Origin of the sequence: Arthrobacter sp. 2MCAF14 (assembly GCF_052115645.1) — a bacterium.
Classification (GTDB): Bacteria; Actinomycetota; Actinomycetes; order Actinomycetales; family Micrococcaceae; genus Arthrobacter.
Window position 1 is genome coordinate 1 of the sequence record NZ_JBFRHB010000029.1, and the last position, 22030, is coordinate 22030.

Annotated in this window: 21 protein-coding genes and 2 pseudogenes; 7 read left to right on the top strand and 16 right to left on the bottom strand. The window is 64.9% G+C overall.

The window, feature by feature from the left end:
* The 3 genes and pseudogenes from AB4074_RS17935 to AB4074_RS17945 all read left to right on the top strand — a co-directional run.
* Positions 1-564 (top strand): annotated as a pseudogene (locus AB4074_RS17935) (GTP 3',8-cyclase MoaA); the annotation flags it as partial.
* A gap of 4 nt (positions 565-568) precedes the next feature.
* Positions 569-835: a MoaD/ThiS family protein gene (locus tag AB4074_RS17940; RefSeq protein WP_345449795.1), complete on the top strand. Its 267-nt coding sequence runs from the start codon at positions 569-571 to the stop codon at positions 833-835.
* An 80-nt stretch (positions 836-915) separates the two neighbouring features.
* Entirely contained in the window at positions 916-1209 is a 294-nt protein-coding gene (locus tag AB4074_RS17945; RefSeq protein ID WP_441414610.1) for a hypothetical protein, read from the top strand.
* A gap of 25 nt (positions 1210-1234) precedes the next feature.
* Here the strand turns inward: AB4074_RS17945 and AB4074_RS17950 are convergent, their stop codons facing one another.
* The 9 genes from AB4074_RS17950 to truB all read right to left on the bottom strand — a co-directional run bounded on the left by AB4074_RS17950 (position 1235) and on the right by truB (position 10025).
* Positions 1235-1696, bottom strand: a complete 462-nt coding sequence (locus tag AB4074_RS17950; RefSeq protein WP_345449793.1) for a DUF1579 family protein — start codon at positions 1694-1696, stop codon at positions 1235-1237.
* 173 nt (positions 1697-1869) lie between these two features.
* The gene (locus AB4074_RS17955; RefSeq protein ID WP_441414611.1) at positions 1870-3213 is read right to left on the bottom strand and encodes a M16 family metallopeptidase; all 1344 of its coding nucleotides are present in this window, start codon (positions 3211-3213) and stop codon (positions 1870-1872) included.
* Positions 3214-3367: 154 nt separating this feature from the next.
* The gene (locus tag AB4074_RS17960; RefSeq protein ID WP_441414612.1) at positions 3368-5620 is read right to left on the bottom strand and encodes a polyribonucleotide nucleotidyltransferase; all 2253 of its coding nucleotides are present in this window, start codon (positions 5618-5620) and stop codon (positions 3368-3370) included.
* A 254-nt stretch (positions 5621-5874) separates the two neighbouring features.
* Entirely contained in the window at positions 5875-6144 is a 270-nt protein-coding gene (gene rpsO / locus AB4074_RS17965; RefSeq protein ID WP_028266602.1) for a 30S ribosomal protein S15, read from the bottom strand.
* Between the two features lie 188 nt (positions 6145-6332).
* Complete coding sequence (kynA, locus tag AB4074_RS17970) at positions 6333-7187, bottom strand: tryptophan 2,3-dioxygenase (protein WP_441414613.1); 855 nt, start codon at positions 7185-7187, stop codon at positions 6333-6335.
* Between the two features lie 9 nt (positions 7188-7196).
* The gene (locus tag AB4074_RS17975; RefSeq protein ID WP_441414614.1) at positions 7197-8180 is read right to left on the bottom strand and encodes a bifunctional riboflavin kinase/FAD synthetase; all 984 of its coding nucleotides are present in this window, start codon (positions 8178-8180) and stop codon (positions 7197-7199) included.
* 116 nt (positions 8181-8296) lie between these two features.
* Entirely contained in the window at positions 8297-8746 is a 450-nt protein-coding gene (locus AB4074_RS17980) for a hypothetical protein (RefSeq protein WP_441414615.1), read from the bottom strand.
* A 2-nt stretch (positions 8747-8748) separates the two neighbouring features.
* Positions 8749-9102, bottom strand: a complete 354-nt coding sequence (locus AB4074_RS17985) for a hypothetical protein (RefSeq protein WP_234753100.1) — start codon at positions 9100-9102, stop codon at positions 8749-8751.
* A gap of 2 nt (positions 9103-9104) precedes the next feature.
* The gene (gene truB / locus AB4074_RS17990; protein WP_441414616.1) at positions 9105-10025 is read right to left on the bottom strand and encodes a tRNA pseudouridine(55) synthase TruB; all 921 of its coding nucleotides are present in this window, start codon (positions 10023-10025) and stop codon (positions 9105-9107) included.
* A gap of 86 nt (positions 10026-10111) precedes the next feature.
* Here truB and AB4074_RS17995 point away from each other — a divergent pair.
* Positions 10112-11099 (top strand): annotated as a pseudogene (locus AB4074_RS17995) (pyridoxal phosphate-dependent aminotransferase).
* Between the two features lie 3 nt (positions 11100-11102).
* On the opposite strand, the gene AB4074_RS18000 reads toward AB4074_RS17995, so the two are convergent.
* From AB4074_RS18000 to rimP, 6 genes are all read right to left on the bottom strand, one after another.
* Positions 11103-11588 (bottom strand): nucleoside deaminase, encoded by a 486-nt coding sequence (locus AB4074_RS18000; protein WP_441414617.1) that lies wholly within the window; start codon positions 11586-11588, stop codon positions 11103-11105.
* 115 nt (positions 11589-11703) lie between these two features.
* On the bottom strand, positions 11704-12213 hold the full coding sequence (gene rbfA / locus AB4074_RS18005) for a 30S ribosome-binding factor RbfA (RefSeq protein WP_236816645.1): 510 nt from the start codon (positions 12211-12213) through the stop codon (positions 11704-11706).
* Between the two features lie 227 nt (positions 12214-12440).
* A complete protein-coding gene (infB, locus tag AB4074_RS18010; protein ID WP_441414618.1) occupies positions 12441-15281 on the bottom strand; it encodes a translation initiation factor IF-2 in 2841 nt (946 codons plus the stop codon).
* A 124-nt stretch (positions 15282-15405) separates the two neighbouring features.
* On the bottom strand, positions 15406-15774 hold the full coding sequence (locus AB4074_RS18015; protein WP_441414619.1) for a YlxR family protein: 369 nt from the start codon (positions 15772-15774) through the stop codon (positions 15406-15408).
* A gap of 222 nt (positions 15775-15996) precedes the next feature.
* Positions 15997-16977, bottom strand: a complete 981-nt coding sequence (gene nusA, locus AB4074_RS18020; protein ID WP_236816636.1) for a transcription termination factor NusA — start codon at positions 16975-16977, stop codon at positions 15997-15999.
* Positions 16977-17600, bottom strand: a complete 624-nt coding sequence (gene rimP / locus AB4074_RS18025; protein ID WP_441414620.1) for a ribosome maturation factor RimP — start codon at positions 17598-17600, stop codon at positions 16977-16979. The genes nusA and rimP overlap by 1 nt, the downstream gene beginning before the upstream one ends.
* A gap of 166 nt (positions 17601-17766) precedes the next feature.
* Between rimP and AB4074_RS18030 the strand changes: the two genes are divergently transcribed.
* Genes AB4074_RS18030 through AB4074_RS18040 form a run of 3 tightly spaced genes read left to right on the top strand, consistent with a single transcriptional unit; the run spans position 17767 to position 20606 of the window.
* Complete coding sequence (locus AB4074_RS18030) at positions 17767-18768, top strand: DUF4439 domain-containing protein (RefSeq protein ID WP_441414621.1); 1002 nt, start codon at positions 17767-17769, stop codon at positions 18766-18768.
* A 51-nt stretch (positions 18769-18819) separates the two neighbouring features.
* The gene (locus tag AB4074_RS18035) at positions 18820-19548 is read left to right on the top strand and encodes a VIT1/CCC1 transporter family protein (RefSeq protein ID WP_441414622.1); all 729 of its coding nucleotides are present in this window, start codon (positions 18820-18822) and stop codon (positions 19546-19548) included.
* A gap of 35 nt (positions 19549-19583) precedes the next feature.
* Positions 19584-20606 (top strand): aminoglycoside phosphotransferase family protein, encoded by a 1023-nt coding sequence (locus tag AB4074_RS18040; protein ID WP_441414623.1) that lies wholly within the window; start codon positions 19584-19586, stop codon positions 20604-20606.
* A 32-nt stretch (positions 20607-20638) separates the two neighbouring features.
* Here AB4074_RS18040 and AB4074_RS18045 read toward each other — a convergent pair whose 3' ends face one another.
* Positions 20639-22024 (bottom strand): pyridoxal phosphate-dependent decarboxylase family protein, encoded by a 1386-nt coding sequence (locus AB4074_RS18045; RefSeq protein WP_441414624.1) that lies wholly within the window; start codon positions 22022-22024, stop codon positions 20639-20641.
* Positions 22025-22030: the final 6 nt, after the last annotated feature.

Sequence of the window (22030 nt, forward strand, 5' to 3'; positions counted from 1 at the left end):
ATCAATGCCGTCCTCATGCGCGGAATCAACGACGCCGAGTCCCCCGACCTCCTGGCCTGGGCCGTGGACCGCGGCTATGAGCTGCGCTTCATCGAACAAATGCCGCTGGACGCCGATCACGGCTGGACCCGGCGGGACATGATCACCGCGGCAGAGATCCGCGAACTGCTCTCCCGCGACTTCGTCCTGACCCCGGACCCGCGCGAACGCGACGGGGCCCCGGCTGAACGATTCGAAGTACGACGGCGGGACCCGGCATCTGCGGACGCCACGGGTCCGCTTCTGGGGACCGTCGGCATCATCGCCTCCGTCACCGAGCCGTTCTGTTCCGATTGCCGGCGCACACGGATCACCGCCGAAGGCAAGATCATGAGCTGCTTGTTCTCCCGCGAGGAATTCGACCTGTTGGGACTACTTCGCTCCGGAGCGGACGACGAGGAACTCGCCCAACGCTGGCAGGACGCCATGTGGATCAAACCCAAGGCGCACGGTATGGACCACACCGGCCTCGGCGCACCCGACTTCGTCCAGCCGGACCGCAGCATGAGCGCGATCGGAGGCTGAGGCTTTGCTCGTACGATACTTCGCTGCCGCGCGCGCCGCGGCGGGCGTCGAAGAGGAACACCACGATCTTCCTGAAGGGACCGGCCTGGACGGGTTGATCGCGGCCGTGCTCGCCGTCGAACGTCCGGAACCACCGGCTGGAACACCGCCCCTGGCCCGGATCATTTCGCGCAGCAGCTTCCTGCGCAATGAGGTAGCGGTCCGCGACCGATCGGCGCCTCTCGGTGCGGACGACGTCGTCGACGTCCTCCCGCCGTTTGCCGGCGGCTGAGCCGGCCACGGCCGAGGGGTGGTTCCCCGGGTCCAAGGAGCCTACGCTGTGCCTATCCGCGTAACAGCAAAGGAACAGCCATGTACACCCTCCTGATCGAACACGCTGTGAACGACTTCGGCGCATGGAAGCGGTCGTTCGACTCGGATCCGGCAAATCGCGCCGGCACCGGCGTTGTCTCCTACCGGGTCTCCAGGCTTGTGGACGATTCGCAGCGGGTCCTGATTGAGCTTGATTTCGCCGAACGGGAGCAAGCTGAGTCAATGCTGAACACCTTGCGGATAAAGGTGTGGAGTGGACCAGGAAGGCCGGCCTCGCTCGACGGCATGCCAGACGCGCGGATAGTCGAGTCGATGGAGGCCAGAGTCCTCTGAGTGATGTGCCTACTGGACGTGAGCGTTAGACGCGCCTGCAGACAGAGACCATGAACGGGCTGAACGTCGGGGCATCTCCGAGCCTGAGCTCCGCCATATGGGTCAGCACGCCGCCGTCCACCTTGAAAGTGTGTCGCGCCGTCCCGCGGGGGCTGCGCCGCTCAAGCCTCAGTGTGCCGTCTTCCCAATGCCCCCGGGCCGGAGCTTCCGGGGGCCTGCCCATGCTGTCCACGTAGTACCACAAGGTGTCACCGTGGTCCGGGTCAACGGTGAAGACACCATGCCCCTCGAAATGGGTGCCGTCGGGTTCAATGTGCCGGTAGCTCTGCACCAAGGCGTAACCTCCTGCCGCGCGCGAGAAGGTCACCTCGGCGTCGGCGGTCCGGGCAGGTCCCCAGGGCGACGCCGAGAGCTCGGTACTCCCCCGCCAATGCCCCAGGAATGCCTCCAGCGCAGTATGTGCATGACTCTTCAATGGCTCGTTCATGGCGACTCCTGCGCAAGACGGTGGATACGTCACCATCATGTTCCCGATCGAGCAGGCGCGTCCAGCCTCCCCCACACCGGACATGCCCCCCTTCCAGACCAGGAATGGACATATCAGGGTTATGTCCACTCCCAGGCTCCAACGCGGGGCATGTCCCTGCGAGAGTGCGGGGTTCAGAGGCCGAACGTCTCGGTTTCCTCGAAGGGCCCGACGACGGTCACGGTGCGGGGGGCTTCGGCGAGCACCCGGGCGAGTTCCTGGACTTCCTCTGCGGTGACGGCCTTGATGCGGGCCAGCGTTTCGTCGATGTCCTGGAATTCGCCGGAGACGAGTTCGGCGCGGCCAAGGCGGGACATCCGGGATCCGGTGTCTTCAAGGGCCAAGACGATTCCGCCGCACAATTGGCCCACGGCCTTGCGCAGTTCCTCGTCGGTGATTCCGTCGGCTGCGAGCTTGTCCAGTTCGGCACCCAGGAGTTCGAGGACCTGCTTGACCTTCGACGGCGTGCAGCCGGCATACATGCCGAAGTAGCCTGCGTCCGCGTAGGCGGAGGCAAAGGAATAAGTCGAATAGACGAGGCCCCGCTTTTCGCGGATCTCCTGGAAGAGACGCGAAGACATGCCACCGCCAAGGACAGCGTTCAGGACGCTCATCACGAAGCGCCGGTCGTCGGTGGCGACGATCGAGGGGCAGCCCATGATGATGTTGGCCTGCTCCACTGGACGCTTGATCACATGCAACCCAGCGGTACCGGTGATATCCGCCCGCTCGGTGGAACGGCGCTCGACGGGGGCAGCGGTGTCCTTCAGCTCCCACCCGGCCGTCCGCAAGGCATCGACCACGAGGCGGCAAACAACGTCATGGTCCAGGCCGCCGGCTGCGGTGATGACGATTTCGTCCGGCCGGTAGTAGCGCTGGTAATGTGCCCACACGGAATCGCGGGACACGGCCTTGATGGCGGCAGGGGTGCCACCGATCGGGCGTCCCAGCGGATGCACGCCGAGTACCGCAGCCACGAAGTTTTCATGTGCGACGTCGGTGGGGTCATCGCTGTCCATGGCGATTTCCTCGAGGATCACGTCGCGTTCCTGTTCAAGTTCCGCAGAATCGAGCACGGCGCCGGTGATCATGTCGGCAATGACGTCGATGGCCATGGGGAGGTCCGTGTCCAGTACCCGGGCAAAGTAGCATGTGCTTTCCTTTGCCGTGGCCGCATTCGATTCACCGCCGACCTCGTCGAAAGCGGACGCGATCTCAAGGGCGGTGCGCTTCTTGGTGCCTTTGAACAGGAGATGCTCCAGGAAGTGGGTGGAGCCGTGCTGGCCGTCTGCCTCGTCCCGGGAGCCGACTCCCACCCAGAATCCGATGGTTGCCGAACGCTGCCCGGGCATGGCCTCGGTGAGCACCCGGACGCCTCCCGGAAGCACTGAGCGCCGGACAACGGAGCCGCCTTCGGCGCCATGGATCAATTCGCCGCCGGGCACGGTCTGCGCCAATGGGAGGGGTACGACAGTCATCAAGACCTTTCAGTTCTGCGGGAAATCACGGGTGCCAAATCTGGCTGCAATCGTACCAGCGGGCGCATCGCCCCCGGGGACGGGAATTCATTGTTAAACCGGGCAGGACCGGTGGACATGTCCACCGGTCCTGCCGCGTGTTTGCCGGTTCAGGCTACTCGGCGGAAACTTCAGCCTCTTCGGCGGGAGCTTCTTCAGAGGCGGCGCCTTCTTCCTCAGCCACAACCGGGGAGAGGGAGAGCTTGCCGCGGTCGTCGATCTTGGTGATCTCGACCTGGATCTTCTGGCCCACGGAGACGACGTCGTCGACGTTGTCCACGCGCTTGCCACTGGCCAGCTTGCGCAGCTCGGAGATGTGCAGCAGGCCGTCCTTGCCCGGGGTCAGGGAAACGAACGCACCGAAGGTGGTGGTCTTGACGACCGTGCCCAGGTAACGCTCACCGATTTCCGGGATCTGCGGGTTGGCGATGGCGTTGATCGCGGCGCGGGCTGCTTCTGCAGACGGACCGTTGGTAGCGCCGATGTAGACGGTGCCGTCGTCCTCGATGGAGATGTCGGCGCCGGTGTCTTCCTGGATCTGGTTGATCATCTTGCCCTTGGGGCCAATGACCTCACCGATCTTGTCAACGGGGATGTTGACGGCGATCACGCGCGGTGCGAACTCGGAGAGTTCGTCCGGAGTGTCGATGGCGGCGTTGATGACGTCCAGGATGTGCAGGCGGGCTTCGCGGGCCTGCTTCAGGGCTGCGGCAAGGACCGATGCCGGGATGCCGTCGAGCTTGGTGTCGAGCTGGATGGCGGTGACGAACTCGGAAGTACCGGCAACCTTGAAGTCCATGTCGCCGAAAGCGTCTTCGGCGCCGAGGATGTCGGTCAGGGCGGCGTAGCGGGTCTGGCCGTCAACCTGATCGGAAACCAGGCCCATGGCGATACCGGCAACAGCGGCCTTCAGCGGCACACCCGCGTTGAGCAGGGACAGCGTGGAGGCACAGACGGAACCCATCGACGTCGAACCGTTGGAGCTGAGGGCCTCGGACACCTGGCGGATGGCGTACGGGAATTCCTCGCGCGACGGCAGCACCGGCATGATGGCGCGCTCTGCAAGGGCGCCGTGGCCGATTTCGCGGCGCTTCGGGGAACCGACGCGGCCGGTCTCGCCCGTGGAGTACGGCGGGAAGTTGTAGTTGTGCATGTAGCGCTTGCGCGTGACGGGAGACAGCGAGTCGATCTGCTGTTCCATCTTGAGCATGTTCAGCGTGGTGACACCCATGATCTGGGTTTCGCCGCGCTCGAAGATGGCGGAACCGTGAACGCGCGGCAGGACCTCTACCTCGGCAGTCAGCTGGCGGATGTCCGTCAGGCCACGGCCGTCGATGCGGATCTGGTCCTTGAGGATGCGCTGGCGGACAACCTGCTTGGTCAGCGAGCGGAAGGCTGCGGAGAGTTCCTTCTCACGGCCCTCGAACTGCCCGGCGAGGGCACCAAGGACTTCGTCCTTGAGCTCGTCGGAGGCGTTGTCGCGGTCCTGCTTGTCGGCGATCTGGAAGACAGCGGCAAGCTTTTCGGCGGCGGCAGCTTCAACAGCGGCGTAAACGTCGTCCTGGTAGTCCAGGAAGATCGGGAACTCAACCGTGGGCTTGGCGGCTCGTGCAGCCAGGTCGGCCTGGGCCTCGCACAGCGCCTTGATGAAAGGCTTGGCAGCTTCGAGGCCCTCGGAAACAACTTCTTCGGTGGGAGCGGTAGCGCCCTGTTCCTTGATGAGGTTCCAGGAGTTGTCCGTGGCTTCGGCTTCAACCATCATGATGGCGACGTCGTCCCCGGCAATGCGTCCGGCAACAACCATGTTGAAGACGGCGTTTTCGAGCTGGGAGTGCTTCGGGAAAGCAACCCACTGCGAACCCTGTTCGTCGGCGACGAGGGCGACGCGGACGCCGCCGATCGGGCCGGAGAACGGGAGGCCGGAGAGCTGGGTGGACATCGACGAGGCGTTGATGGCCACGACGTCGTAGAGCTCGTCCGGGTTGATCGCCAGTACAGTGACGACGATCTGGACCTCGTTGCGCAGGCCCTTGACGAATGCGGGGCGCAGGGGACGGTCCATGAGGCGGCAAGCCAGGATGGCCTCGGTGGACGGGCGGCCTTCACGGCGGAAGAACGAACCCGGGATGCGGCCCGCGGCGTACATGCGCTCTTCGACGTCGACGGTCAGCGGGAAGAAGTCGAAGCCTTCACGCGGGGACTTGCCTGCGGTGGTTGCGGACAGCAGCGCGGTGTCTTCGTCGATGTAGACCATCGCGGCGCCGGCTGCCTGCTTGGCGAGGCGGCCGGTTTCGAAGCGGATAACACGCTTGCCGAAGCGGCCGTTGTCGATGATGGCTTCTGAGAACTGGATTTCGGGACCCTCCATTGAGAGTCACCTCCGTTTCTTGTTTAGCGGAAGTCCTCCCGCATCGACCCAGGCCAGCGTCTGTTCCTGGCCTGTACGACACCCGGTCATCGATCGAGACCCACGGGCTGTGCCTTCATCACAGAAGGCTGCTCCCGGGGATCACTACCGAGGACCGCGAATGCGCGATGCGGTTGAACTCCTGTTAAGTGTTGGATTTAGTTATGGAGAAAAGGCGGCCCGTTCCGCGGAGGATCGGGCCGCCCGAAGTCAAACTAGCGGCGCAGGCCGAGGCGCTCGATGAGCGCACGGTAGCGGGCAATGTCAGTCTTCTTGAGGTAGCCCAGCATGCGCTTGCGACGACCAACCATGGCCAGCAGACCGCGCTGGGTGTGGAAGTCGTGCTTGTGCTCCTTCATGTGCTCAGTCAGATCCTTGATCCGCTGAGTCAGGACTGCAATCTGGACCTCCGGCGAACCGGTATCGCCCTTGGACGTTGCGTATGCCTCGATGATGGACTGCTTAACAGCGGCTTCAAGTGCCACGTGAACTCCTAGAGTTGTGCCGTGCGTCCCGATTCAGCGCCTCGCTGCCGGGTTGTGATGTGCCAATGACCGCACACAAAACAGGTCCAGCCGCCACGGACTGCAGCCGGATCCATCCCTCAGTTTACCGGCAGCCCGGCAATCTTGTCGAAAGCTGCCGTGTGACCCTCCTCAAACAGGAGCGCCACTCACTGCCCGATCTCGGTCCGGACGGCGAAAAGCTCCGGGAAGAACGTCAAATCGAGCGCCTTCTTCAGGAAGGAAACGCCGCTTGAACCTCCGGTTCCCGTCTTCATGCCGATGGTCCGCTGCACCGTACGGAGGTGCCGGAAGCGCCACAATTGGAAGTTGTCTTCCAGGTCCACCAGTTCCTCGCAGGCCTCGTAGGCCGGCCAGTTGTCTGCGGCGTTTTCGTAGACGTGCTTGAAAAGGGGCAAGAGCCCAGGGGTGAACTCGTGGGCCTGCGTCACGTCCCGGTCCAGGACGGAGCGTGGAACGTCGTAGCCGTGCCGGTCCAGGTATGCCAGGAATTCGTCGTAGATGCTCGGAGCGTTCAAGAGCTCCTCCAGCATGGTTCTGGACTCCGGATCCGATTCGAACACCGGCAACATCTTCGCGTTCTTGTTGCCGAGGATGAACTCGACGGCGCGGTACTGGCTCGACTGGAACCCGGAAGCATTACCCAGGAAGCCGCGGAACTGGGAGTACTCGGTAGGGGTAAGCGTGGCGAGCACCGACCATTGCTCGGTGAGCGTCTTCTGGATGTGCTTGACCCGTGCGATGGCCTTGAGCGCGGAGCCAAGGTCGTCCTGGCGCAGCCAGGTGGCCGCACTCCGGAGCTCGTGCAGGACCAGCTTCAGCCAGAGCTCGGTGGTTTGGTGCTGGATGATGAACAGGAGTTCATCATGGTGCTCCGGCTGGCTGACAGGTTGCTGGGCGCTGAGCAGCACGGGCAGCTGCAGGTAGGAGCCGTAACTCATGCGTGAGCTGAAGTCCTTGACGATGCCTTCGTCGAGTGGCCGGGTGTTCTTCTCAACGCTCACGGCGCGGGGCTACTTGTCCAGCAGGAGTTCGTGGGCCTGGGCGACGTCCAGGCGCATCTGCTCTACGAGGGCCTCGGGTCCGCGGTAGGCCACCATGCCCCGCAGCCTCGAAGTGAATTCCACCACGACGGTCTGGCCGTAGAGGTTGAAATCCTCCACTTCCTCCTCCGGGCGGTCGATCACGTGGGCTTCGACCTGCCGGCTCACGCCGTCGAACGTGGGGTTGGAACCGACCGAAATCGCGGCGGGCCAGCGGGTTCCGGATTCGTCCACGAGCCAGCCGGCGTAGATTCCATCCGCGGGGACGTAGCCCGTGGCGCCGTGGTCCAGGTTCGCCGTGGGAAAGCCCAGGGCGCGTCCCCGCGCGGCGCCGTGGACCACTTCGCCGCGCATCCTGTGCGGGCGGCCGAGAACGGCAGCCGCGGTCTCGACGTCGCCCTCGGCGAGGGCCTCGCGCACCCAGGTGGAGGAACAGCGGCGGTCCGTGCCGCCGTCGTCGTGTACCGGAAAGCCTTCCGCGCCGAACTCATTGACCACGTTGACGCCGAACCCGAGTTCCCTGCCCAGTTCTTGCATTGTGCCGACGTCTCCTGAATTTCCCACACCGAAACGGAGATCGTGGCCCACAACAACGTGTGCCGCGTGAAGCCCGTCCAGCAGGACCTTGACGACGAATTCCTCCGGCGTCATGGCCGCAAGCGTGAGGTTGTACTTCATGACAAGGACAGCGTCCACGCCCGTGTCGGCCAGGGCATCGAGTTTGTCCTGCAGCCCCATGAGGAGCTCCGGTGCGGAGTCGGGACGGTGGACCAGAGCCGGGTGGGGATCGAAAGTCACGACGACGGACTGCGCACCGTGCTGCTCCGCGGTGCGCAGAAGCTGTGTCAGCACCTGCTGGTGTCCGCGATGGACGCCGTCAAAGTTGCCGATGGTAACGACGCTGGGACCGAAATCCTCGGGGACCTCGGTGGGATCGTTCCAGATGTGGACCATCAACCTCGCCTTTTACTGCTGGTATTCGCTATGCCCGGTGCCTGGTCCGGCGCCGGAATTCTCTAAGGTTACCCGCTATCCCAGACACCCTTGCCCGGGTGGCGGAGCCCCGATTTCTAGTGCGGGAGCCGGGCTGGCCGCCGGCGGTAGAGCCACAACAGGCCCAGGACCGGCAGGATCAACGGCACGAAGCCGTATCCGCGTCCGAACAAGGACCACACGGTGTCGTGCGGGAACGCCACGGGATCGAAAAGGCTGATCGCGCCAACCACCACCACTCCGACCATCTCCACGAGGACTGCCGCGAGCGATACCTTGAACCACGTGCGGCCCGGCTTCGCGAGGGAGACCGTGGCCACGATGTACACCACGGCGGCGAAGGCCGAGAGTATGTGGGCCAAGGGAGCGTCCGAGAACTTGGTCAGGATCTGGTAGCCGGCACGGGCCGTCGCCGAGATGGCGAAGACTGCGTAGACCGCAATCAACAGCCTCCCGGGCCCGGTATTGCGGGTGTCCCGGTTCTTCTTCCCGGTGGTTTCAACAGTCACTTCGTGTGCTTCTTCCAATGTCAGTACCAGATCTGGTTCATGCGGGCCGCCATGACCAATGCGGTGACGCCCACGGCGCCCATGACGAAATTGCTCCAACGGGTCCGTTCCAGGATGGACCAGTACACCGCGACGACGGGGAGGATGAGCGCCGTGATGATGTAGCCCCAGAATTCCCAGGGCTCCCCCGCGATCTTTTCACCCATCGCGACGCGGATGATCGATCCCACCAGGTAGACCAGCAGGACGAGTTCGACGGCGGCAACGGACAGTATGGTGACGTCGTTGGGGGCCTTCTTCATGATGCCCGCCACGACGCAAATGATGGTGGACAGCAGGCCCACTACAAGGACAGCGTAAAAGTATCCGTCCACGGCTAGTGTGCCTGCTTTTCGTTGTCAGGCGCGAACACGAGGACGGGCTTGGCGAAATTCCCCGCATCGGCCAACAACGCCACGAGCTCCCCTGATGGAGAGAACGCAGCAGCCGGGTTCTCGGCGGTGGCTGCGTCGGCCGTGCCGGCAGCGGGTCCCGCGGCGATCCTGCGGCCAAAGGAGATCTCGGTGGTTTCGGCGTCGCTCAACTCCCGGTTGGGCATGAGCGCGCGGGCGGCGGCGGACATGTCGAGGACTTCCAGTTCCTCGGCAAGCTGTTCGAGGGTGCGGGCCTGCTCCAGGGAGTACGGCCCCACTTGGGTGCGGCGCAGCACCGTGAGATGGCCGCCGACGCCGAGAGCCTCGCCAAGGTCGCGCGCCAGCGCGCGGATGTAGGTGCCCGAGGAGCACTCGACAGTCACATCGATGTCTACGACCCTGCCGTCGTCGACCCTCCGGATGGCGTGGATCTCGAAACGGTGGATGGTCACCGGCCGGGCGGCAAGCTTGACCTCTTGGCCCGAACGGACACGCGCGTAGGACCGTTCGCCGTTGACCTTGATGGCGCTGACGCTGCTGGGAACCTGCTGGATCTCGCCGCTGAGCTGCGCGACGCCGGCACGGATGGCGTCCTCGGCGACTTCGGCGGCGCTGCGGCTTGCGGTGATGTCGCCTTCGGCATCGTCCGTGATGGTTGATTCACCGAGCCGGATGGTGGCGGAGTAGGTCTTGGAGGTGCCGACGATATATGTCAACAGCCGCGTGGCCTTGTTGATGCCAAGCACAAGGACCCCGGTGGCCATGGGGTCCAGGGTCCCTGCATGGCCCACTTTCCGGGTACCGGCGAGTCGCCGCATCCGTCCAACCACATCGTGGCTGGTCCATCCTTGCGGCTTGTCAACGATTACCAGTCCAGAAAGCACGCCTCCCAGTATATCCGCGCCGGGGCATGCATCCTGCGGCCCGCTGCTTCCCTGAACGGTCCGGGAGCGCGGCTAAGATGGCTCCCATGCCTGAGCTTGCCGCACACGTCCGCGAAGTGCCCGTGAACCAGATCCGCGAGATCACCGAGGCCGCCTGGAACACCCCCGGGGCGATTGTCCTTAGCATCGGCGAGCCCGGCTTCGCGCTCCCCCGGCACATCCTGGACGCAGGGATAGCCTGCCTGGACAGGGACGAGACCAACTACACCCCCAATGCCGGGATCCCGGCGCTGCGTGAGGCCTTCGCCGAACGCTTCCGTGCCCGCAACAAAGTGGACCTCGGGGCGGAGCGCGTGTATGTCGTCGACGGAGGACATCGAGGCACTGATCACTCCCCGTACCAAGGTGTTGGTCCTGAATTCGCCGTCGAATCCCCTGGGCGCGGTAATCTGCGAAGAAACAACGCGCCAGCTCGTGGAATTGGCCGTCAAACACGATCTGTGGATCATTTCGGATGAATGCTACGAAGCCTTCACCTTCGATGTTCCGCACACGAGTCCCGCCCGCTTCGACAGCACTGTTCCCGGGGAGGCGCGCGTCTTCACGTCCCTGACTTTGTCCAAAACGTACGGGCTGACAGGGCTGCGGATCGGGGCGCTCATTTGCCCGCCGGGGCTGGAACCGAAGATGAACAACGTCATGGAAGCGATCGTTTCCTGCGTGGCTTCGCCTTCCCAGTACGCGGCAGTCGCGGCGCTGACCGGCCCGCAGGACTATGTGGACACCGCGCGGGAGCATTACCGTTCCAACCGCGACGCCGCCTCGGCAGTGCTCGCGGAAAAGCGCATTCCCTTCCTCGGCGCGCAGGGGGCTTTCTATCTCTGGGCGGACGTCTCGCATGTAAGCGGCGGGGACGTGCGTACTTGGGTGCGCACCTTCCTGGCGGACTCTGGAGTGGCCGTGGCGCCGGGGACCGCTTTTGGTTCCATCGGCGAAGGGTGGATCAGGATCGCGTTATGCGGTGATCACCAGCAGCTGCTCGACGGCGTCGGGCGGCTCCCGGCAAGGCCGTGAACCTCAGTATTTGGTCCGGTTCTTGTGCCCGCGCCAGGCATCGAAGGGAGCCTCCGATGCGGCGACCTCCGTATGTTGGACGGGCAAAAGTTCAGGCCTGTTGCCGTCGAAGTATTCGTAGAACACTGCATCGTCGAAGCCAGCGGCCGCGGCCCCGTGCCGATCAGCGGCAAAGTAGACGCGGCTTACCCTGCCCCATAGGGCAGCCGAGAGGCACAAAGGGCACGGTTCGCAGCTTGAATAGAGCACCGAGCCGCTGAGGTCGAAGCTTCCCAGTTCCGACGCCGCCCGCCGGATGGCCACCACTTCTGCGTGCGCTGTGGGGTCGTTGTCGCGGGTGACCCGGTTGACGCCGTCATGGAGCCGTCCGTCCGGGGTGACCACGACGGCGCCGAAAGGGCCGCCGCCGTCGGCCACGTTTTGCACCGCGAGCCGCAGGGCGTGTTCGAGGTAGTCTTCGGGACTCTGAGCTGCATCGTACGCCGACATGCTCCGATCTTAGCGACGGCCCATCAATTTGGCCCGGCTTTTCCGCTTAAACAAGAAGGACCGGATCCGGCAGTTCTAAGAACTGCGGATCCGGTCCCACCCGGGAAGCGCTGGACTACTTGCCGCCGTCTTCGTCGATGTCTTCATCGGCACGGAGGTCGATGTCTTCTTCATCAAAGTCGTCTTCGTCGATGTCCGCATCCTGCGGGGCATCGCTCTTGTACGGGTCTGCGTCGCCCGCGTGCTTGGCGCCGGCGGCCAGCGCGGCCACCTCGGCGTCGCGCTGCTTGGCGGTGCGCAACAGCTCCTCAAGGTTCGAGGCGTTGACCGGAATGAGGTCGGCAACGAATTCCAAGGTAGGAGTCAGCCGCACGGTGATGTTACGGCCCACTTCCTGGCGCAAAACCCCCTTGGCCTTCTCCAACGCCCGAACAGCATCAGAATGAGCGGCTTCGTCACCGAAGACGGTGTAGTACACGGTGGCGTGCTGAAGATCGTTGGTGACGCGGGCATCGGTAATAGTGATGCCCTCAACCCGAGGATCCTTGATCCGCCGGCCCAGTGCCTCAGCAACAACAACCTTAATCCGCTGCGCCAACTTGGCAGCGCGTGCCGGATCAGCCATTTCAAACTCCTAAAATTTGCGTACGACGGCGCGTTGGCAGCTGGCTTTTGTGTTGAGTCTGCTGCCACGCACCTGAGGTGAGTCTATGACGATGCCGGAGAGTTGTGGGGGCGCCCGGGAGTGGCATCGGGCCTACCGGAGCTGGGCGGCTCAGGATCGTAGATCCCGGGCCGCCCAGCGTAGGGGCGGGGCGCCCCCACAACTCGGAGGCTCCCCGCTAGAACACCTTAGACGCGCGGCTTTTCGCGCATCTCGAAGGTCTCGATGATGTCACCTTCGTTGATGTCGTTGTACGAGCCAAGGCCGATACCACACTCGAAGTCCGTGCGGACCTCGGTGGCGTCGTCCTTGAAGCGCTTGAGCGTCTCAACGGTGAGGTTGTCGCCGATGACCTTGCCATCGCGGCTGACGCGTGCCTTCGTGTTACGGCGGATGATGCCTGAGCGCACGATGGAACCGGCGATGTTTCCGAACTTGGAAGAACGGAAGACTTCGCGGACCTCGGCGGTACCGAGCTGGACTTCCTCGTACTCCGGCTTGAGCATGCCCTTGAGGGCCAGCTCGATGTCATCGATTGCCGAGTAGATGACGGAGTAGAAGCGCATGTCCACGCCTTCGCGATCGGCAAGGTCGGCCACGCGCTCGGCGGGCTTGACGTTGAAGCCGATGATGATGGCGTTGTCCACCGTGGCGAGGTTGACGTCGTTCTGCGTGATGGCACCCACACCGCGGTGGATGACGCGCAGTTGAACGTCTTCGTCGCCGACATCGATCTTGAGCAGTGCGTCTTCGAGGGCTTCAACGGCACCGGAAACGTCACCCTTGAGGATGAGGTTGAGGGTGTCGATCTTGCCCGCCGCAACTGCCTGGTCGAAGTCTTCCAGGCTGATGCGCTTGCGACGCTTGGCCAGTGCCGCGTTGCGGTCGGCTGCTTCACGCTTTTCAGCGATCTGGCGGGCCGTACGCTCGTCAGAGGTCACCAGGAAGGTGTCACCTGCACGCGGAACGTTGGACAGACCCAGGACCTGGACCGGACGGGACGGAAGCGCGACGTCGAGGGCGTTGCCGTCTTCGTCGAACATGGCACGGACGCGGCCGTGGGCCGTGCCGGCCACGATCGTGTCGCCAACGGCCAAGGTACCGGACTGGACCAGGACGGTGGCCACGGAACCGCGGCCCTTGTCCAGGTTCGCTTCGATGGCAATGCCTCGAGCGTCCTTGTCCGGGTTGGCGCGCAGGTCCAAAGCGGCGTCTGCGGTCAGCAGGACGGCGTCGATCAGTTCGTCGATGTTGATGTTCTGGCGGGCAGAAACCTCAACGAACATGGTGTCGCCACCGTATTCTTCGGGAACCAGACCGTACTCAGTGAGCTGGCCCTTGACCTTGTCCGGGTTCGCACCTTCCTTGTCGATCTTGTTGACCGCGACGACGATCGGTACGTTGGCCGCTTGTGCGTGGTTGAGTGCTTCCACCGTCTGCGGCATGACGCCGTCGTCGGCTGCGACAACCAGGATGGCGATGTCGGTGACCTTGGCACCACGTGCACGCATGGCGGTGAACGCCTCGTGACCGGGGGTGTCAATGAAGGTGATGTCGCGCGGAGTGCCCTCGTGGATATGGCTGATCTGGTAGGCACCGATGTGCTGCGTGATGCCGCCGTGTTCGCCGGCAACCACGTTGGTCTTCCGGATGGCGTCGAGCAGTCGGGTCTTACCGTGGTCAACGTGACCCATGACGGTGACAACCGGGGGACGAGGTTCGAGGACGTCGTCGCCTTCGGCTTCCAGTTCGGCGTCGAGGTCGATGTCGAAGGAGTCGAGGAGCTCGCGCTCTTCGTCTTCCGGCGAAACTACCTGGATCTTGTAGCCAAGTTCAACACCCAGCAGGCCGAAGGTGTCTTCGTCCAGGGACTGCGTGGCCGTTGCCATTTCACCGAGGTGGAACAGTACGGTCACCAGTGCGGCGGGGTTCGCCTCGATCTTGTCGGCGAAGTCCGTAATGGACGAGCCACGACGGAGCCGGACTACGGTGTTGCCGTCGCCGCGGGGTACGGATACGCCGCCCAGCGACGGAGCACTCATCTGCTCCAGTTCCTGACGCTTTGCACGCTTCGACTTGCGCTGCTTGCCGCGTCCTGCGCCACCCTTACCGAAGGCACCTTGGGTACCGCCGCGTCCGCGGCCACCCTTGCCGAAGCCACCGCCGGCGGGAGCTCCGCCACCGGTGCCTGCGCCAGGAGCGCCACCCGGACGGCCGGGGCCGCCGCCACCGGGACGGCCAGCGCCACCCGGACGGCCTGCGCCACCGGGAGCGGGACGCTCGGTGCGGTTGGGCATCATGCCCGGGGTAGGACGGTTTCCTGCGGGGCCACCTGCGGGACGCGGAGCGCCCGGACGGGGAGCACCGGGGCGCGGAGCACCCGGACGCGGACCACCGGAACCGGCTGCGGGGCGGGGACCGCCTGCGCCGGCCGCGGGACGCGGACCGCCGGGACGTTCGCCGTCAGTGCGGCCACCGGAACGGGGCATCCCCTGCGATGTTGCGAAGGGGTTGTTGCCCGGACGGGGAGGACGCTCGCCGTCGCCACGGCCGCGGGGCATGCCCTGCGAGGTCGCGAACGGGTTGTTGCCCGGACGGGGGCCGCCGGGCCGCGGTGCCTGGCTGCCCGGACGTGCCGGGGCAGGGGCTTCGGCCTTGGGTGCCGGACGGGCACCCGGCTTTGCGGAAATAGGACTTGCTGCAGCTGCGGGAGCCGCAGGTGCCGCCGGGGCGGGGGACTCAGCCTTGGGGGCGGGAACCGGAGCCTTGGGCGCAGCGGGGCCCGGAGCCGGGCGGGATGCTGCGGGTGCGGCAGGTGCCGCGGGGGCTGCAACGCGAGGTGCTGCCGGGGCAGCGGCCTTTGCAGCGCCGGCACCCGGGTAGGCGTCGCGAAGCTTCTTCACGACCGGTGCCTCAATTGTTGAAGAGGCGGAGCGAACGAATTCGCCCAATTCCTGCAGTTTCGTCACTGCATCTTTGGAAGTAATACCGAGCTCTTTGGCGAGCTCATGTACGCGGACCTTGGCCACATTTCTCCTGTCTCGGTCCGCACCGAGCCAGGCACGAACCGTCTAATTCTTACTGCGGGCCCCTGCCGCGAACGCGGCGGATAGGCCCTGTGCAGAGCGCAACAAAGTTGTCATCGTTGCGCACTCATCGCTGGGAACTCATCGGGTTTCCATCAGTTTTCTGACCCGCTTTCAGGTTTGGACGGTTTCCTGCTTTCACGTCAGTGTCCGCAGGGGGTATGACTGCCGCCAGGTAGCTTTCGACGGCGGTGACTTCACTTGCGCCCGCGAGGGCCCTTGCGAAAGCACGCCGTTTGCTTGCCAGCGTCAGGCATGTGGTGCTGGGGTGCAGCCACGCACCCCGGCCAGCCATCCGGCGTCGTTCATCCACCAGGACGACGGGTGACCCGCCGCCTTCGGCGACAAGCCGGATCAACTCGCTCCGCTTGCCTTGTTTCCGGCATCCGATGCAGGTGCGCACAGGCTGGTGCCTGGTGTGAAGCAGTTCAGTCACTGGGTGTATCAACCTGCCTCAGTGTCTTTACCTGTCTTCTGCGGTTCTGCTTTGCTCGGCGCCCGCCCTTGCCTTGCCGGGATTATTGCCCCGTAAGTCGCGAGCACGCCAAAGCGCACGGATACCGGGCATAGGCCCGGTTCCATCTATTCTAAGCCCCCGAGGGCCCGGCCACCGAATCCACAGGTGCGCGGATCCGGGGCTGCGCGCCAGGTGGTCTGTTTAGTTGCCCTTGGCCGGAGCGGCGTCAGAGACGATGTCGATCCGCCAGCCGGTCAGCTTGGCTGCGAGCCGGGCGTTCTGGCCTTCCTTGCCGATGGCGAGGGACAGCTGGTAGTCGGGAACAACCACCCGGGCGGAGCGCGTGGCTTCGTCGGTGATAGTGACGGAATTCACGCGCGACGGCGACAGGGAGTTGGCGATGAAGGTCGCCGGGTCTTCGCTGAAGTCGACGATGTCGATCTTTTCGTCGTTGAGTTCGGTCATGACTGCGCGGACGCGGGAGCCCATTTCACCAATGCAAGCACCCTTGGCGTTGATGCCGGGGGTGTTGGCTTTGACGGCCATCTTGGTCCGGTGTCCGGCTTCGCGAGCCAGTGCCACGATCTCGACCGAACGGTCCGCGATCTCCGGGACCTCCAGCTCGAAAAGCTTCCGGACGAGGCCCGGGTGTGAGCGCGACAGCGTGATGGAGGGTCCCTTGGCGCCGCGGTGGACGTCCACCACGAACGCACGCAGGCGGTTGCCGTGGGTGTACTTCTCCCCCGGAACCTGCTCGGGCGGCGGCAGCAGCGCTTCCACGGAACCGAGGTTCACCTGGATCATGTGCGGGTTGTTGCCCTGCTGGATCAGGCCGGCGACGAGTTCGCCTTCACGGCCCTTGAATTCGCCGAGGACGTTGTCGTCCTCGACGTCGCGCAGGCGCTGCAGGATGATCTGCCGTGCGGTGCTCGCCGCAATGCGGCCGAATCCCGCAGGGGTGTCCTCGAACTCGCCGATGGCTTCGCCGTCGTCGTCGATTTCCGTGGCCCAAATGGTCACGTGCCCGCTCTTGCGGTCCAGCTCTGCACGGGCCTTTTCGAAAGCGCCCGGCGTCTTGTGGTAAGCCACCAGGAGCGCCTGCTCGATGGTGGGAATCAGGAGGTCCAGCGGGATTTCACGCTCACGCTCCAGGAGTCTCAGCGCACTCATGTCAATATCCATTAGGCCTCCTCGGAAGGTCCGTTGTACTCGTCTTCCAGCACGGCCTCGTTGAGGTGGCTGAACTCTATCTCGACTTTTCCTTGGCGGATCCTGTCGAAAGGAATTTTCACGGGTTCGCCCTGCTTGGGCTTCATGCCCTTCTTGACCTCTTGCTCGGGAACCAGGGTGACGCCGTCGTCGTCGACGGACTGGATACGCCCGGTCAGGTTCTCTCCATGGATCACGTTGACCTTGACCATGCGTCCGCGGGCCCGATGCCAGTGGCGGGGCTCCGTCAGGGGCCGGCCGACGCCGGGCGAGGAGACCTCGAGGTCGTAGGGGCGGCCGTCGGTGCGGGGATCGTTGTCCAGGATGTCCGAAAGGGCCCTGGAGATTTCCGCGATGACGTCAAGGCTGACGCCGCCGGTTTCCTCCTGGGGCAGGTCGATGACCACGTGGACTACCCGGTGCGAACCGGCAACCTGGATGGCAACATCCTCAAGATAGAGCCGGCTCGCCAGGACGGCAGGCGCCAGAAGCGCCTTCAGCCTGCTCTCCTCGGGGTTGCGGACCTCGTGTTGCGCTGGACTCGTCGGATCCGTTCCAGCCTGGTCTGTTGAAGTCGTGGCTTCCGAATGACTCACTGGCCAGCCGCCTCCCGATAGATGATGTTGTGACTACTAGCTTAACGACATTTACGGCGGCGTGGTGCACGGGGACTCCTTGCGGGGAGGCAAGTTGTCCGCGGGCGTGACACCATAGTCTGTTGTGAACCACGAGACTGTTGAGAAACCACGGAGCCATGGCTGGATGAGGACCCTCCTGCTGGCTTTCCTCGCAGTCCTCGTTCTAGGAGTCGGCGCCGTGCTTGTCCCGCGGGACGCCCCAAGGCCCCCAGCGGTGCCGTTTTCCGAAACTGCCCGTTCCGAAGCGCTCTCTTCGACCGAGACGCTTCTGGGGAGCGTATCGCTCCTGGAGAGCACGGACACTGTGATGTTGCTGACAAGCCAAGCGCAAGCGCTGCTGCAACCTTCCGGCTCTTCGGCATCGAATACCTCCACGGCTTCCCCAAGCCCCGGTGCCACCCAGGAGCGCCCAACGCGGGCCGGCTTTGTCTCCTCGCTCGCCTCGAGCGCTTCCCGTCGCTTGGCGGACGCCGCGAACGCCGACGGCGGCATGGCACGGTTGCTAGCCGTGGTCGGGACCGCCCAGCTGCTTGAGTCATCGCGGCTGGCCGCAACCTGGGGCTTGCCGCTACCGGCGTCCCCGGCCGGGGCGAGTACCGCCCCGACACCGCCGCCCAGCTGCACTGCCTCGCCGGCCACGTCAACGGCACCGACACTCGGAGCGGCGCCCACCAAGGCCGATCTGCCCGCAGCCCTTGCCGCCGTCGTCAGCTCCGAACAGGAGGCGATCTATGCCTACCAAGTGGCCCTGACCAAGCTGGACGCGAAGGCATCGGCGACGGCAGCCACCTGGTTGGCGCGCCATCAGGAGCTGCTCCGGGGAGCGGAGGCCCAGGGCCGGCTGCACTGCATCGCGACACCGCCGCGGGAGGCCGGCTATCGCCTCCCTGCCACTTTCGCCGCCAAACCCGCACTCGCGCTGGGAAGCATGGAAGCCAGCTCGTTGACTGCCTATGCCGACCTCGTGGCATTGTCAGAGGGCGAGACACGCCAATGGGCTATCGACGGGCTTGTCGACGCCGCCAAACGCAGCCAGGCCTGGGGAACTCCGGTTGGCCCGTTCGCCGGACTGTCGATCGACAACTCGGCACTCCCCCCGCTGCCGAGCGGCACTCCGGCTCCATAGGAAAGCCTTTCTTTGCTGGCGGCAGCAGTCTTCAGGTGCTTGGCTTGTACCATGGCTTCCATCGAAACTGCAGCCCTGCATGAGAACGAACCACACGCCAACGACCTCGCCCACCGGCTCAACTGGCTTCGGGCAGGTGTCCTTGGCGCCAACGACGGAATCGTCTCCGTCGCCGCCATCGTGGTGGGCGTCGCCGGCGCCACGACGAACACCGGCGCCATCCTCACTGCTGGAGCGGCCGGACTCGTGGGTGGCGCGGTGTCCATGGCACTCGGCGAGTACGTATCCGTCAGCAGCCAGAGCGACAGCCAAAAGGCGCTCATCGAGAAGGAACGCCGGGAACTCGCCGAGGAACCCGAAGAAGAGCTGGCCGAATTAACTGCAATCTACGAGGCCAAGGGCCTGCGGCCTGAAACCGCGCGGAAAGTCGCTGCGGAGTTGACGGAGTACGACGCCCTGGCCGCTCACCTTTCGGCCGAATTGAACATCGACCAGGACGACATCGTCAGCCCGTGGCATGCGGCCTTCGCGTCCGCCATTGCCTTCACCCTCGGCGCGGTGCTGCCCATGCTCGCGATTCTGCTCCCGCCCCCGGGGCTGCGTGTACCGCTGACCTTCATTTCCGTGCTGCTCGCGCTCGCAATCACCGGAGCCATAGGAGCATGGATCGGCGGCAGCTCGAAGACCCGCGCCGCCGTGCGCGTCGTCATCGGCGGAGCCCTTGCGCTTGCCGCGACGTACTTCATCGGAAGCCTCTTGGGCTCCTCCGGAGTGGTCTGAACCGCTCCCGGACCGGCTTGGGTAGGCTGACAGTGATGACTACCTTCGTTTCCATCCCTGGCGACCTCCAGGCACGCTACTCCCGCACAGCGGAGGGGCGGGCGTGGCTCTCAGGGCTGCCCGGGCTGATCGATGCCAGCCTGGAACGCTGGAAGCTTTCGGTTGACCTGGAGCCCGGCGCGGAACCATGGAACGGCCACGGCGGCATCGTCATTCCGGTCCTCTACAACGGCGGCCGTTCGGTGCTCAAGATAGCGTTCCCGCACGAGGAAGCCCTCGTTGAACGGCATGCGCTGGCCCTCTGGGGCGGTACCGGGGCCGTAAAGCTGCTCGACGCCGATGCCGCCTCCTGCGCGATGCTCCTGGAGCGGCTCGACTCCGTCAGCTGGCTGCAGGGCGCCCCGATGGAAGAAGCCCGCGACGTCTGGGGATCGCTCGTGAAGGAACTCAGCATCGAACCGGACGAGCGGCCCGAATGGAAAGAGTTCGAGCACATCGCGGCCCGTGCCGAGCGCTGGAGCGATGAGTTACCGGCCGACTGGGAGCAACTTGGCCAGCCCTTCCCCCGGTGGCTCCTCGAAGCCGCGTTGGAGGTGTGCCAGACCCGGGGCGCTGTTGGGCGCCGGGCGGGCAGGGACGTCCTGGTGCATTGCGACCTGCACTTCATGAACATCCTCCCGCATCTCAATGGCGCTGCGTCCATCGGAGAACGCGCATACGTGGCGATCGATCCGCAACCGAAGATCGGAGAGGCGGAATTCGCCGTCGCACCGATCTTGTGGAACCGTATCCGCGACCTCTCCACGACGGCTCCGGAAGTTGCCCTTCTGGAGCGCTGCGCGGATTTCAGCAGCGCGGCCGGCTTGGACGGCGAAGCGGCCCGGGAATGGAGCCTGGTCCGCGAGGTCGAAAACGCCCTGTGGTATGCCGGGAAACCGCGGCATGAGGGCGATCTGGCACGCTCGTTGTGGGTGGCCAGCACCCTCGCAGGACGGCCCCTGGACGGGCTGCCCGCCGCGCACGATCTGCCCGAACCGGGACTGGCAGCATCGAACTAGCTTTGGGGCGCCGAGCCGTCCGGACGCCCGGCCTAGCCGGTGGCCTCCAGCGCATCTTTGATCGCCTGCACCGCGATATCCAGGTCGGCCGAATCCGTTGACCAGTTGGTCACCGAAACACGCAGGATATCCCTGCCCTGCCAGCGCGAACCGGACATCCAGACCCTCCCGTCGGCCATAATGAAGTCCGTCACGGCCCGGGTCCTCTCGTCTGAACCGAAGGCGAGGGACAACTGCGTGAACACCACATCGTTGAGGACTTCCACGCCAGGCACTTCGGCGAGCCGCCGGGCCAGTTCCGCGGCACACTCCGCACGTCCCGCGACAAGCTCCCGCACGCCATCGGCGCCCAGGGAACGCAAGGCCGCCCACACCGGCACTCCCCTGGCGCGGCGGGACAACTCGGGCACTTTCTCCATGGGGTCGCCGGGGCCGTGGTCGTCCTGCATGAGGTATTCGGCGTGCATGCCGACGGCGGACCGCAGGGCAACGACGTCACGTACCACCACGATTCCGGCGTCGTACGGCACGTTGAGGGTCTTGTGGGCATCGGTTCCCCACGAATCGGCCAACTCGACGCCCTCGACCAGATGACGCAGTCCCGGCACCGCCGCCGCCCATAAGCCGAAAGCCCCGTCAACGTGGACCCACGCGCCGTGATCCTTCGCAGCCGGAATCGCCTCGAGGAAAGGATCGAAGGCTCCGGAATGCAGGTTCCCGGCCTGGAGACACACGATTGCCGGACCGGAACCGGATTCCAACGCGGCCCGCAGCGCGGCTGGATCGATCCTGCCTTGATGGTCCGCTGCGACAACTTCGGGTGCGCCGAAGCCCAGGAAGCGCAGTGCCATGTCCAGGCTCTCGTGCCGCTCGGCTCCGACCAGGACACGCAGTTTCGGGGCGCCTTGGAGTCCCCCGGCGTTGACATCCCACCCGACTTTGGACAGTTGGCGCCATCGGGCCGCCGCGAGTGCCGTGAAGTTGGCCATGCTGGCGCCCGTCGCGAATCCGACGTCGGAGCCAACAGGCAGGCCGAGCAACTCAAGGAGCCATCGCCCGGCGGCCTCTTCGATCCCGGCAGTGGCGGGTGTGGCGAAACGCAGCCCGGAGTTCTGGTCCCATGCGGAAACCATCCAGTCCGCGGCCATCCCGGCCGGCACCGTACCGCCGATGACCCAACCGAAGAAGCGCCCCGATTGCATCGCCATCAGCCCGGGCTCGGCGTGTTCGGCGAGGAAATCTATGACCAAGACCGGGTCCAGTCCGCTGGCCGGCAACGGTCCGCCGAAGACCGCCGTGATGTCATCCGCCGCGGTATTTGGCCGTATCGGCCGCCCAGGCAAGGCCCTCAACCACTCCCGGGTGTGTTCCCACGCACGTTCGAGTGCCCGTTCATAGTCGCCGGAATCGACCCACATGAGTGC